The 13782-nt window shown below is 40.6% G+C and carries 11 protein-coding genes; 10 read left to right on the plus strand and 1 reads right to left on the minus strand.

The features are described 5' to 3' along the window. Positions 1 to 2: 2 nt before the first annotated feature. The 3 genes from A6E03_RS13340 to A6E03_RS13350 all read left to right on the plus strand — a co-directional run bounded on the left by A6E03_RS13340 (position 3) and on the right by A6E03_RS13350 (position 4650). Complete coding sequence (locus A6E03_RS13340) at positions 3 to 1082, plus strand: efflux RND transporter periplasmic adaptor subunit (RefSeq protein ID WP_065591764.1); 1080 nt, start codon at positions 3 to 5, stop codon at positions 1080 to 1082. Then, complete coding sequence (locus tag A6E03_RS13345) at positions 1082 to 4159, plus strand: efflux RND transporter permease subunit (protein ID WP_065591765.1); 3078 nt, start codon at positions 1082 to 1084, stop codon at positions 4157 to 4159. The genes A6E03_RS13340 and A6E03_RS13345 overlap by 1 nt, the downstream gene beginning before the upstream one ends. Before the next feature lie 104 nt (positions 4160 to 4263). Next, complete coding sequence (locus tag A6E03_RS13350; RefSeq protein ID WP_065591766.1) at positions 4264 to 4650, plus strand: DUF2750 domain-containing protein; 387 nt, start codon at positions 4264 to 4266, stop codon at positions 4648 to 4650. A 110-nt stretch (positions 4651 to 4760) separates the two neighbouring features. Here A6E03_RS13350 and A6E03_RS13355 read toward each other — a convergent pair whose 3' ends face one another. Further along, positions 4761 to 5951: a cystathionine beta-lyase gene (locus A6E03_RS13355; protein ID WP_065591767.1), complete on the minus strand. Its 1191-nt coding sequence runs from the start codon at positions 5949 to 5951 to the stop codon at positions 4761 to 4763. 143 nt (positions 5952 to 6094) lie between these two features. On the opposite strand from A6E03_RS13355, the gene A6E03_RS13360 reads away from it, so the two are divergent. The 7 genes from A6E03_RS13360 to A6E03_RS13390 all read left to right on the plus strand — a co-directional run bounded on the left by A6E03_RS13360 (position 6095) and on the right by A6E03_RS13390 (position 13749). Beyond that, a complete protein-coding gene (locus A6E03_RS13360) occupies positions 6095 to 6445 on the plus strand; it encodes a hypothetical protein (RefSeq protein ID WP_065591768.1) in 351 nt (116 codons plus the stop codon). Between the two features lie 238 nt (positions 6446 to 6683). Beyond that, positions 6684 to 7829: an L-threonine dehydrogenase gene (gene yiaY, locus A6E03_RS13365; protein WP_065591769.1), complete on the plus strand. Its 1146-nt coding sequence runs from the start codon at positions 6684 to 6686 to the stop codon at positions 7827 to 7829. Positions 7830 to 7976: 147 nt separating this feature from the next. Further along, positions 7977 to 8576, plus strand: coding sequence for a GTP cyclohydrolase II (gene ribA, locus A6E03_RS13370; RefSeq protein ID WP_065591770.1), 600 nt, complete (start codon positions 7977 to 7979; stop codon positions 8574 to 8576). 224 nt (positions 8577 to 8800) lie between these two features. Continuing rightward, entirely contained in the window at positions 8801 to 10054 is a 1254-nt protein-coding gene (locus tag A6E03_RS13375) for an imelysin family protein (protein ID WP_065591771.1), read from the plus strand. Between the two features lie 168 nt (positions 10055 to 10222). Beyond that, the gene (locus A6E03_RS13380) at positions 10223 to 11626 is read left to right on the plus strand and encodes a di-heme oxidoredictase family protein (protein WP_065601036.1); all 1404 of its coding nucleotides are present in this window, start codon (positions 10223 to 10225) and stop codon (positions 11624 to 11626) included. 10 nt (positions 11627 to 11636) lie between these two features. Continuing rightward, a complete protein-coding gene (locus A6E03_RS13385; RefSeq protein ID WP_065601037.1) occupies positions 11637 to 12656 on the plus strand; it encodes an imelysin family protein in 1020 nt (339 codons plus the stop codon). Next, positions 12646 to 13749 carry a DUF1513 domain-containing protein gene (locus A6E03_RS13390; protein WP_065601038.1) on the plus strand — a complete coding sequence of 368 codons (1104 nt, stop codon included), beginning with the start codon at positions 12646 to 12648 and terminating at the stop codon, positions 13747 to 13749. Before A6E03_RS13385 ends, A6E03_RS13390 begins: the two co-directional genes overlap by 11 nt. The last annotated feature ends 33 nt before the right edge of the window (positions 13750 to 13782 follow it).

The raw sequence follows: 13782 nt of genomic DNA on the forward strand, positions 1-13782 counted from the left end.
TTATGCAGAAATTAATGAGATTTTCTTTATTGTCGACTGCCTTATTGCTTACGGCTTGTAACCCCGCCCCAATTGATACGGTGTTAGAAACACCTGATGTCATTATTAAAACGATTAATTCCGGTTTAGTGAGTGATCATCTTTATCTTCCTGCAGTCGCTACGGCGGCCGATCGCTCCCATCTAAGTTTTCGTTTATCTGGTGAGATTAAAGAGTTAAATGTTCGCTCGGGAGAAACCGTTAAAGCCGGTCAAGTCTTAGCTATTTTAGATAAAACGGATTACAACATTGATGTAGATAATGCGAGAGCAAGATATAACGTGGCAAACAGCCAGTATCGACGCTCGAAACCCTTAGTCGATAAGGGGTTACTTGCAAAATCACAATTTGATGAATTAGCCGCCCAACGTCAGATTGCATTGGCTGATTTAGAATTAGCACAATTGCGATTAAGTTTTACAGAATTAAAAGCCCCAATAGATGGCGTCATTTCTCGAGTGAGTGTCGAGCAATTTGAAAACATTCAAATGGGGCAGCAAATCTTCAATATTCATAATCGTAGCGCGGTTGATATTACGGTTCAGGTACCTGATAAGTTATATGCTAAACAACCAAATAAAGGATTAGTCGATAAAATTAAAGCCTCTGTTCGTTTAGATGATGGTTCATCGTACCAAGCGAGGGTTAAAGAGTTCACTACAGAGCCTGATCCTGAATCGGGTGCTTACTTAGTGACGCTGACGATGCCAATGCCAAAAGATCAATTTATTTTGGATGGTATGGCGGTTGAAGTGACGACTGAGCAAAGTTCATTAGGCGCGTCGAGTCAATTTGGACTTATTATTCCAATAGAAGCTGTTTTTAATGAAGATGGAGACAGTATTGATCGAAAAGAAAAATACGTCTGGCTTGTTGGCTCTGACAATAAAGTGAAAAAGCAAAAAATAATAACCACCAAGGCAACGTCTTCGGGCTTACGAGTCGTTGAAGGGATTTCAACAGGTGATCGTATTGTTATCGCGGGTGTTTCACGTTTACGTGATGGTATCGAAGTGAATATTATCAATGCGGAGGAGAAATAATGAGTCAAGAAAAGGGAATCGCAGCTTACTTTATAAAAAATAAAGTGGTTAGTTGGATGTTGACTTTGATCTTCATGATTGGCGGTACATCGGCATTTTTTGGTCTTGGGCGTTTAGAAGATCCCGCCTTTACCATTAAAGATGCCATGGTTGTCACTAATTATCCGGGAGCAACGCCAGAGCAAGTTGAAGAAGAAGTCACCTATCCAATAGAGAAAGCCATTCAACAGCTTACCTATGTTGATGAAGTGAATTCAATTTCAAGCCGAGGTTTGTCTCAAATTACCGTCACCATGAAAAACAATTATGGTCCGGATGATTTACCACAAATTTGGGATGAACTGCGTCGTAAAGTGAATGACTTAAAACGTCAATTGCCGCCGGGGGTTGGAGAGCCTTCTGTGATTGATGATTTTGGTGATGTATATGGGGTGCTTCTTGCCATTACGGGGGAAGGATACTCTTATAAAGAATTATTGGATTATGTTGATTATCTGCGACGTGAACTTGAATTGGTTGATGGGGTAAGTAAAGTCTCTGTTTCTGGTGTTCAGCAAGAACAAGTCTTTATCGAAGCGTCTTTAAAGCGAATGACAAGTTTAGGTATTTCACCACAAACACTTTATAACTTACTGTCAAATCAAAATACCGTGTCTAGTGCTGGTGCCGTCAAAATTGGGTCGGAATATATTCAAATCCATCCAACGGGTGAGTTTGAAGACGTTTCTCAATTGGGTGACTTGATCATTACCGAAGGTGGTGCTCAAGGTTTAATCTACTTAAAAGACATTGCCGAAGTAAAACGAGGTTATGTTGAAGTACCAAGTAATTTGGTTAACTTTAATGGTAACTTTGCACTCAATATGGGCGTTTCTTTTAGCGCGGGTGTTAACGTTGTTGAGATCGGAAAACACGTTGATCAACGTATGCTAGAACTGCGAGTTCAACAACCGATTGGCATTGATATTTCTGAAATATACAGCCAGCCAAAAGAAGTAGATAAATCGGTGAGTGGTTTTGTGGTTAGCCTCGCTCAAGCGGTTGCCATTGTTATTATTGTATTGCTTTTCTTCATGGGTGTGCGTTCAGGTCTACTTATTGGTTTAATTCTATTAGTGACGGTGTGCGGTACGTTCGTGTTCATGAAATACTTCGCGATAGATTTACAACGTATTTCGCTAGGTGCATTAGTTATCGCACTAGGGATGTTGGTTGATAACGCCATTGTGGTGGTAGAAGGTATTCTCATCGGTATGCAAAAAGGCCGAACGAGACTGCAAGCGGCCACCGACATTGTAACGCAAACCAAATGGCCACTGCTTGGTGCAACCGTTATTGCGGTAACGGCCTTTGCCCCGATTGGTTTATCGGATGATGCAACGGGTGAATACTGTGGAACCTTATTTACCGTTCTACTTATTTCATTAATGTTGAGTTGGTTTACTGCTATTTCTCTTACGCCATTCTTTGCGTCTTTATTCTTTAAAGAAACGGTTCAGGTTGAAGGGGATAATAAAGAAGAAAAAGATCCATACAACGGAATGATCTTTGTGATCTACAAGCGTTTCCTTGAGTTTTGCATGCGCTACTCATTGGCAACCATGCTGATCCTTGTTGTGGCTCTTGGTGGCAGCATGTATGGCTTTACCAAAGTTAAACAATCGTTCTTCCCATCATCAACAACGCCAATTTTCTTGGTGGATGTATGGATGCCAGAAGGAACGGACATTCGCTCAACCAACGATACGCTTAAAGAATTAGAAGAGTGGATCTTAGAACAAGAACATATTGATCACGTAACAACAACGGCAGGGAAAGGCCTGCAACGGTTCATGCTGACTTATACGCCAGAAAAAAGCTATGCTGCTTATGGCGAGATAATGACACGTGTTGATGATTACACCGCTTTACCTCCATTGATGGCTAAATTCCGCCAACACATTGAAGCCAACTATCCGCAGATCCAATACAAGTTAAAGCAAATTGAATTGGGGCCGGGTGGTGGTGCCAAAGTTGAAGCGAGAATTGTGGGTGCCAATCCAACTATTTTACGAGACTTAGCTGCACAAGTGATTGAAGTCATGCATAACGATCCGGGTGCCACGAACGTTCGTCATGATTGGCGTGAGCGTACTAAAGTGCTTGAACCTCAATTTAATGAAAGTCAGGCGCGTCGTTACGGCATATCAAAAACCGACGTCAATGAACTGCTTGAAATGGCATTCTCTGGCAAAGCGATTGGTGTGTACCGTGATGGTACAACGTTAATGCCTATTGTGACGCGTTTACCTGAAAATGAACGTGTTGATATCAGTACGATTGAAGGAATGAAGATCTGGAGCCCGGCATTATCATTGTACATTCCATTACAACAAGTGGTATTGGGTTACGATGTAATTTGGGAAGATCCACTGATAGTACGTAAAAACCGTAAACGTATGCTAACGGTAATGGCTGACCCCGATATTCTAGGTGAAGAAACCGCCGCAACATTACAAAAGCGTTTGCAACCACAGATAGAAGCGATCGATTTCCCTACAGGCTACAGCTTAGAATGGGGTGGTGAATATGAATCATCACGCGATGCACAAGCGTCACTATTCCAAACGATGCCTATGGGGTATTTGTTCATGTTCTTAGTGACGGTGTTCCTATTTAATAGTGTGAAAGAGTCCGTTATTGTGTGGTTAACTGTGCCACTTGCCTTAATTGGGGTAACCAGTGGTCTACTCTTGCTTAATACCCCATTTGGCTTTATGGCACTACTTGGCTTCTTGAGTTTAAGTGGCATGCTGCTGAAAAACGGCATCGTACTGCTTGATCAAATTGAGATAGAAATACACTCAGGAAAAGAACCGTATCATGCAGTAGTTGATGCGGCATTGAGTCGTGTTCGTCCGGTTTGTATGGCGGCGATCACTACGATTCTAGGTATGATCCCACTATTGCCAGATACCTTCTTTAAACCAATGGCCGTAACCATTATGTTTGGTTTAGGTTTTGCAACCGTACTGACCTTGATTGTGGTTCCTGTGCTGTACCGCATGTTCCATAAAATTAAAGTCGTCGAATATTAATCAAAGATTGCTATAAACTCTAATTCAAGCCCACATTGTCATACGCAGTGTGGGCTTTTTTTGGTATTATCCATAGGATACTTTCCCACTGATAGGAATTGGTAATGAGCCAACTAGATCAACAAACAATGGACAAAATCGTAAATTCTCATGAAGAAGAGCGTTTTACTTACTTTATGAAAGAAGTTGTCGCTAATCGTGAGATTTGGATTTTGACTGATGAGCACGGTTGTGTGATGTTGAATACTGAAGAAGAAGATTGCGTTCCAGTATGGCCAAACAAAGAGTTTGCAGAAGCGTGGGCAACGGGCGAATGGGATGTATGTAAAGCAGAGTCTATCTCTCTAAACAAATGGCACAGCCGTTGGACTACTGGTTTAGAAGACGATGAACTTGCTGTTGTTGTTTTCCCAAATCAAAATGAAGAAGGGCAAGTATTATTCCCTGATGAGTTTGATTTTGAATTAACAAAACAAGAAAGAAAGCGTTAATTTTTTATCAGCCTAGATATTAAATACAAACAGATATAAAAATGGCGACAAACAGATATTTTTTAAAACTGTAGTCGCCATTTTTGTAAGTAAAAACGCTATAAACGGAATTAAGCAGATAACGTTTCTTGATATCGAGCTAAACCTTGCTCTAAATCTTCAATCAAATCATCGACATCTTCTAATCCAATATGAACACGGATTAACGTGCCTTCAAACTGAGGATGAGCCACCGTTCTTAACGCATTAAAGCTTTTTGGCTCATTCGCTAAGATCAAACTTTCAAAGCCACCCCATGAATAACCCATACTAAAATGCGTCATACTATCAAGCAATGCCGTTGTTGCTTTGGTGTCAGACTGTTTTAGAACAAAAGAGAACAAGCCATTACAGCCTTTAAAGTCTCGTTGATAAATATCATGACCCGGACAGCTTTCAAGGGCAGGGTGACGAACGTGATCAACCAGTGGATGCACTGCCAACCAATTCGCTACTTTAAGACTGCTTGCTTCATGCTGTTTCAGGCGAACGCCCATCGTACGAATACCACGCATTGCTAAATACGCATCATCAGGTGAAATACATTGGCCCATTAAATAGCTTTGCTCACGCAGTTGATCCCAATGTTGTTCATTCGCAACTGCCGTACCAAGCATCACATCAGAATGACCGACAATGTATTTGGTCGCCGCTTGAATCGAGATATCAACGCCATGATCAAACGGTGAGAAATTCACACCCGCCGCCCATGTATTATCAAGCATCACCACAATATCCGATTCGTGTGCGATACGAGCAAGAAGCGGAACGTCTTGAACTTCCATCGTGATAGAGCAAGGAGACTCAGTAAACAGCACCGTGGTATTGGGTTTAATTAAATCACGAATGCCTTCACCAATCATTGGATCGTAATAGGTAGTTTCAATCCCCATTTTTTTCAAGATGGTGTCACAGTAATCACGAGTAGGCTCGTAGCAACCATCAACCATTAAGATATGATCGCCCGTTTTTACGAAACACAAAATCGCATTCGCTATTGCAGCCGTACCACAAGGGTATAAGGCACAACCTGCGCCGCCCTCTAATTCAACCATCGCATCTTGCAAGGCAAAGTGGGTTTCAGTACCGCGACGACCATAGAAAAGAGTTTGTTTGGCACGATTGGCCATGGCATGATTTTTTTCAGCAACGGTATTAAAAACAACCGTAGAAGCGCGTTGAACCGGTGGATTGACCACACCTTTTGTCCATTTCTTGCTGCGACCAGCAGTAACGTATTTGGTCTCTAATTTATCAGACATCTGAATCCATTCAATAATAAGTAAATAATACCTCCATAAAGCCAAAGTGAAGGCGAAATATCAAGGATTAAAACGAATTCCTATCGAATAAATTTTTATTACTGATAAAATCACACTATTGTTAATCTAAGAGTTGAATCAATATGCAACAGAATGAATTTGAAATACTAGTTAAAGAGTTGTGCCAAAAAGAAAACCTTCCTCAAGTGCTAGAAGCATTAAAAGCATGTGAAGACCAAGATATCGTTGAAGCGGCTGAGTCATTGGCTGGCCAATTCCGTCTTGCTGAAGTAGAAGGCGAGCAACGTATTTATCATGTATTTAATGATGAAGACGAAAACGGCGAAACTCAAGAGCTTGCAGAGTGGATCATGAACGAAGGTGATGATGTGATCAAATTCGTCGCTTGGTTCTTCTACGCAATGTTTGATATGAAGCAAAAAGAAACGTACCAAGCCGCAGGTAAAACGTACCAGCAGCCAAAGCGTTCTTAGGATTCGCTCGTACTTTCTCAAGCCAATAATTAGTTTTATTGGCTTTTTTATCAATTAATTAACGTATTTTCTTCTTTGTTCTATCCGTCTACCCATAAAGTATGATGCATATCTCGTTTTCACTGTAACGCAGGCTACCCGTTACAAAAAATTGTCTTAGATCAAAAAGTTATTAACCGCATCAGTGTTACAACATAATCAGTTCTTAAAATTTATATAAATTATATTGGAGTTGGTTATGAGTGCATTTTTTATCCCTAGCGTAAATTTAATGGGTGCGGGTTGTCTTACTGAGGCAGTGGATAGCATTAAATCTCAAGGTTACAAAAAAGCGTTAATCGTGACTGATAATGTGTTAGTCGCTATCGGCATGGTAAAGCAAGTTTCTGATTTATTAGCTGAGCGTGGCGTAGAAGTTGCGGTGTTTGACGGCACTCAACCAAATCCAACCATTGGTAATGTAAACGCAGGCCTTAAAATCCTACAAGAAAATCAGTGTGACTTAGTTATTTCTTTAGGTGGTGGATCTCCACATGATTGTGCTAAAGGTATTGCTTTAGTTGCAGCCAATGGCGGTGAAATTGCAGATTACGAAGGCGTAGATCAATCGCCAAAACCTCAAATGCCACTAGTTGCTATCAATACAACCGCAGGCACGGCATCAGAAATGACGCGTTTCTGTATCATTACGGATGAAGCTCGTCACATTAAAATGGCGATTGTGGATAAACACACAACCCCGTTAATGTCAGTGAACGATCCAGAACTAATGCTTGCAAAACCGGCCTCATTAACCGCAGCGACAGGTATGGATGCACTAACGCACGCAATCGAAGCGTATGTGTCTATTGCAGCAACACCAATCACAGATGCCGTAGCGATTAAAGCGATGGAATTAATCCAAGCGCATTTACGCACCGCGGTAGCTGATGGTCAAAACCTTGAAGCACGTGAGCAAATGGCGTACGCACAATTCATGGCTGGCATGGCATTTAATAATGCATCTTTAGGGTATGTTCACGCGATGGCACACCAATTGGGTGGTTTTTATGACCTTCCACATGGCGTATGTAATGCCATTCTTCTTCCTCATGTACAAAGCTACAACGCAAAAGTATGTCCAGAGCGTCTAAAAGACGTCGCAAAAGCAATGGGTGTAAATGTAGAAGGTATGACGAATGAAGAGGGTGCACAAGCGGCTCTTGATGTAATTAAAGTGCTATCAAAAGATGTAGGTATTCCTTCTGGTCTTACTGAGCTAAATGCGAAAGAAGAAGACTTTGATACGCTCGCTGAAAATGCACTAAAAGATGCGTGTGGGTTTACTAACCCTCAACAGGCAACACATGATGAAATTGTGAGCATTTTTAAAGCGGCAATGTAATAAATAAGCAATATATCTATAAAGGTCTAACATTTGTTAGGCCTTTTTTTTGATTCTTGCATTTTAACTAGATATGCTTATGATCTTTTTATCTAGTTAAATCGTAGAAGGTCTACTCTTCTCATTGGAAAAAGGCAGTAAATCCGCATGGCAGACGTAAGAGCTCGTATAGAGTTAATGGTAGGACAGCAAAGTAATATCCCTGCAGAAATGCTTTCATTTGAAGGGCTAGAGACTGAAAAAGAACACGTTGCCGTTGTTTTCAAGCAAGCAGATAAAACACAAGCAATACCTTTAGTTCGTATGCATTCAGAATGTTTAACAGGTGATGTGTTTCATTCATCACGCTGCGACTGTGGCGAGCAATTAGAGGAAACCATAAATCGTATGTCTGAGAGTGGCGGTATTATCTTATATCTTCGCCAAGAGGGACGCGGTATTGGTCTATATAATAAACTGGATGCTTATGAGCTACAAAGCCAAGGCATGAATACTTATGAAGCGAATAATCACCTAGGGTTTGGGGATGATTTACGTGATTTTAAAGAAGCAGCGCAAATGCTTAATGCGCTTGGGATTACTAAAATAAAGTTAGTGACCAATAACCCGAAGAAAATAAAAGATATTCAGGATTATGGTATTGAATTAGAGGAAGTGGTTAACACTCATGCTCATGTGAAGAAAGGCAATGAGCATTACTTACAATCTAAAGCTGATCATGGTCATAAACTTAATTTTGATAAATAGATAATATCGAAATCATTAAGTAAAGTTACGATTTATATAAAGCCTCATCATTGAATGGGGCTTTTTTGTATCTATTTTAAATTGAGTAATCTAAATGATAAATATTTGCATTTCCATTTCAATTGCGTATATTACGCAAATAAAAATAATTATCATTAATGAATGCTTACAAAATTCACTTAATGATTTACATACTCTATTCATTTGCTCAACAAGGACGATTTATGAACCGCGTTAAATTTGCCCGAAATATCATTACCGCTTCTCTTTTTGTTTTACCGACGTTTTCTTATGCAGCAACGCAAGCAGAAGTGGTTGAACACTATGCAGATATTGCTCATGCGGTATACAGTGATTCATTAACAACAGCTCAGCAACTTGATAAAGCCATTCACACTTTTTTGAATAACCCATCTGAGAAAGGCTTACAAACGGTTAAAACTGCATGGAAAGCAGCGCGAGTTCCTTACCAACAATCTGAAGTGTTTCGTTTCGGAAATGCCGTTGTTGATGATTGGGAAGGACAATTAAACGCGTGGCCATTAGATGAAGGCTTAATTGATTATGTTGCTGATGATTACCAATATGAATTAGGTAATGATGGCGCAAAAGCAAACATCGTTGCTTCTACCTCAATCAAAATTGGTGCAGAGACACTGGATGTGAAAAGCATTGAAGCGGATAAATTGGCTGACCTTAATGAGCTGGGTGGTTCAGAGGCAAACGTAGCAACAGGTTACCATGCGATTGAGTTTCTTCTATGGGGCCAAGATTTAAATGGCACTAACGCCGGAGCTGGTGAGCGTCCATATACAGATTATGTTATTGGCTCTGCATGTACTAATGGAAACTGTGAACGCCGTGCTGAGTATTTGAAATCGGCTTCTGAGCTGTTAATCAAAGATTTATCTTGGATGGAAAAACAGTGGAAAGAAGGCGAGAAAAACTACCGCGCTGAGCTGCTATCTGAATCATCAACACAAGGTTTACGTAAAATGTTGTTTGGTATGGGTTCATTATCATTAGGTGAACTTGCGGGTGAGCGTATGAAGGTGGCATTAGAAGCTAACTCTACTGAAGATGAGCACGATTGCTTCTCTGATAACACGCATAACTCTCATTATTATAATGAGCAAGGTATCTATAACGTCTACACAGGGACTTATACGCGTACTAACGGTTCAACATTATCTGGTCCAAGTATTCATGATCTTGTTGCGAAAGAAGATAAAAAAGCAGCGAAAGAAATTAAACAACAATTTGATGCGACTCGTGATCAAGTAGGTACATTGGTTTCTTCGGCTGAAAAAGATAACCAACATTTCGATCAATTAATTGCTTCAGATAATGCGGCAGGCAATGCGTTGGTTAATAAATCTATTATGTCTTTAGTGTTACAAACGGCGTCGATTGAACGTGCAGCTAATGTGATAGGCATTACAAGTTTAAACCCTGATACCGCAGATCATGAATTTTAATTCTAAGAAAAAGCAGTGAATCACTAGCTCAATCATTTTCTAATAAAGTGATTGAGCTCTTTTGTTTTTTAATATTGGGCTTATCGATATAAAAATAATTAAATTAATATTACCGATACTAGGTATATTGATAAGCGCGATAAAATGATAATCAGGACGTTCGATATCATGAAACCCGCAATACTTGGAGCAATAGCTTTACTATCAATTATCTCTTTCTCTGCTTCTTCATCTGATACTGCTTTTGTGGATATCGCCTCAGGTGGAAAAACCAGTGTTAAGAAGAATGGCCAAAATGCATTTTCTTTACCTGCCGCAAACTTACCAATGAGTAAGCGCCTCGATTTTAGTGTCGGAAATAGTTTTTTTCGTAATCCTTGGGTGCAAGCTCCGGCATCAACAGATGCGCGTGATGGTTTAGGACCGCTTTTTAATACGAATGGATGTCAAAGCTGTCACATTAAAGATGGGCGAGGTCACACACCTAAAGAGGGCGATACAAATGCGGTTTCTATGTTGGTGCGGTTAAGTATTCCCGCCTTAACCCCAGAGCAAAAAAGACGTGTTATTTTGGAAGGCGTGATCCCTGAACCTATGTATGGTGGTCAGCTACAAGATTTTTCTTTACCAGGGATTGATCCTGAGGGGCAAATTAAGATCACTTATACCGCGCACCCTATAACCCTTGCTGATGGTGACGTTGTCACATTAAGAAAGCCAAAGTTATCGATAACTGATTTAGCTTATGGTGAGATGGCAGACAATGTCTTGTTATCTGCTCGTATTGCACCACCAATGATTGGTTTAGGCTTATTAGAATCTATTCCTGAGCAAACTATTTTAGATTTTGCCACACAGCAAAAAGAAGAGAATAAAGGGATTTCTGGCAAGGCGAACCGTGTATGGAATGTTAATGTTGATGCATTGACATTGGGACGTTTCGGATGGAAAGCAGGACAGCCGACATTAATGCAGCAAAATGCGGCGGCGTTTAATGGTGATCTTGGTTTAACTAGCACGATGTTTCCTAAAGATGATTGCACTAAGGAACAGGCCATTTGTGACAAATTTCCTCACGGAGGGGTTCCTGAAGTGAGTGATAAAATCTTAGATTTTGTTGAGTTTTATTCACAGCACTTAGCGGTACCTATTCGTCGAAATACAAAAGATCCTCAAGTAATTAAAGGCCAAAAATTATTTAAAGATATCGGTTGTGAAAGTTGTCATAAAACGAATATCAAGACGGCAAAAATTGAAGAAAGACCGGCGTTATCAAATCAAATTATTAATCCTTATACCGATATGTTACTGCATGATATGGGGGCGGGCCTTGCTGATAATAGACCTGAGTTTTTAGCGAATGGTCAAGAGTGGAGAACAGCACCGTTATGGGGATTAGGCTATATACAAGAAGTTAATGGTCATACTGAAATGCTGCATGATGGTAGAGCTCGAAATGCACTAGAAGCAATATTGTGGCACGGCGGTGAAGCACAACAAGCACGCGATAAAGTCGTTCAATTATCGGCTCAAGATCGTACTGCGCTATTAGCATTTTTAGATTCGCTGTAAGGGAGTAGTCATGAAAACTATCTATTTATTATTGAGCTGCACGGTGTTACTTACTGCCTGTCAAAGTACTAATGAAGCGAATCAAGTTCCTAACTCCACCAATATGATTGACCATGTTTATTATATTGAACAACAATCAGCTCAACGCTTAGTTGGATCTAGTCAACGATTGGCTGAGAGTTTTGACGGGTATTGTGCAAATCAAACAACAAAAGAAACGGTTGTTATGCAGTGGCAACAAACCATGCAATCGTGGATGGCATTGCAAGGTCAAGAGAGAGGACCAGAAGCGGCGCTGAGCTTAAATTGGAATATTCAATTTTGGCCGGACAAGAAAAACACCACTGGGCGCAAAATGTCTCAACTGTTGAAAAAAGATCAAACGTGGAATAGTGAGTTGATCCAACAACAGAGTGTGACTACCCAAGGTTTAGGTGCGGTGGAGTGGTTATTATTTGATCCGGCATCGACGTTGCCAGCAGAAGAATCGTGTCAATTAGGTCAAGCTATTACTGAAAATTTGGCGCTTAATACGAAAAAAATGGCTCAAGCATGGCAGATAAATCCATGGACACAGTTAGATGAAACCATGTGGTTAAATGAATACATCGCATTGCTTGCTAATCAACTTGATTACAGTATGAAGAAGCTTAGTCGTCCGTTGGCTAAAATAGGACAACCTCGTCCTTATTTTTCTGAGTCGTGGCGTTCAGAAACCTCGCTAACTTGGCTTAAATACAATGTAGAAGCGATGCAGCAACTATATATAGCGAATGGCTCAGGACTTAATCAGTATTTAAAAGATCAAGGCCACTCAGATTTAGCTGAAAGAATAGAAGACCATTTTAACTCTACGTTAGAGACATGGCCTGAATCGTCATCGCTATTTTCTGAGCTACAGACGAAATCTGGTTATCAAAACACCTTGGCTTTATACAATAAATTAGAGTATTTGAAGTATCTAATTCACGAAGAAGTTGCTATCGAATTAAATATTGCTATAGGGTTTAATGCAACCGATGGCGATTAATAATCAAAGACGAAAGCTATTGAAAGGCAGTTTTGGGGCGGTCGCATTATCTCCTTGGCTAACAGCGTGTTCGTCGGTCTCTAATCTAGATAAAAAAGCGGCTTTAATCTCTTGCTCCCGAACGGCTAATGGTCGTTTTGGCGCAGTGGTGGCTGACAGTGAAGGTTATCCAATCCATTCTATCCCTTTACCAGAAAGAGGGCATGGTGTTGCGATTACGCCGAATGGTGAGTTGGCAGTTGCCTTTGCGCGTCGTCCGGGTAATTACATGCAACTGTTTAATATAAAAACTGGTGTGAGCTATTCTATTACCCCATCAATGCCTAATCGATATTTTTATGGGCATGGGGTGTTCTCTTATGATGGCTTAACACTTTATACGACCGAGGGAGAGAAAGAGACTAGCCAAGGTGTGATTGGGGTTTATCAATTGCAAGGAACTCAATTAATAAAAATGAAAGAGTTCTCAGGGTTTGGTATTGGTCCACATGAGGTCATTCGTGTTGATGACACAACCTTAGCCATTGGTGTTGGTGGTGTTCATACTAAAGGCAGAGTCCCTGTTAATTTAACATCAATGGAACCTGCCTTAGTTTACTTATCTACAGAAACAGGAGAGGTACTCGAATCGGTTGGTTTGCCTGATCATAAGTTGAGTATTCGCCATTTATCCTTAAGCGATGATGGCCGAGTGTTGTGTGGACAACAATATCGTGGAGAGCCAGAAGATGGAGCGCCACTGGTTGCCGTGCATCGACGCGGAGAACCCTTGGTTCAACTAAATGCAGAGCCTGAAGAGTGGCTACGTTTTAATCATTACATTGCCAGTATTGCTGTTCTTGGGGATCATGTTGTAGCGACGTCACCGAGAGGCAATTGTTATGGCGTATGGAACTTAAAAACCAATCAATTAGTTGAGATAGCCACATTAGCGGATGCTTCTGGAGTGGTAGTTAATAGTAATGGTCGTGATTTACCTCAATGGCACATAAGTTCGGGCACTGGAAAAGTGATTAATAGAACGGAAAGAGGCGCGGTGACAAGCCACCAAACCAATGTAATGTGGGATAATCACTGGAGCCAAATATCATAGCGAACTAATCGTCGAAAATAGGTAAGGCATATC

Origin of the sequence: Aliivibrio sp. 1S128 (assembly GCF_001691065.1) — a bacterium.
Lineage (GTDB): Bacteria > Pseudomonadota > Gammaproteobacteria > Enterobacterales > Vibrionaceae > Aliivibrio.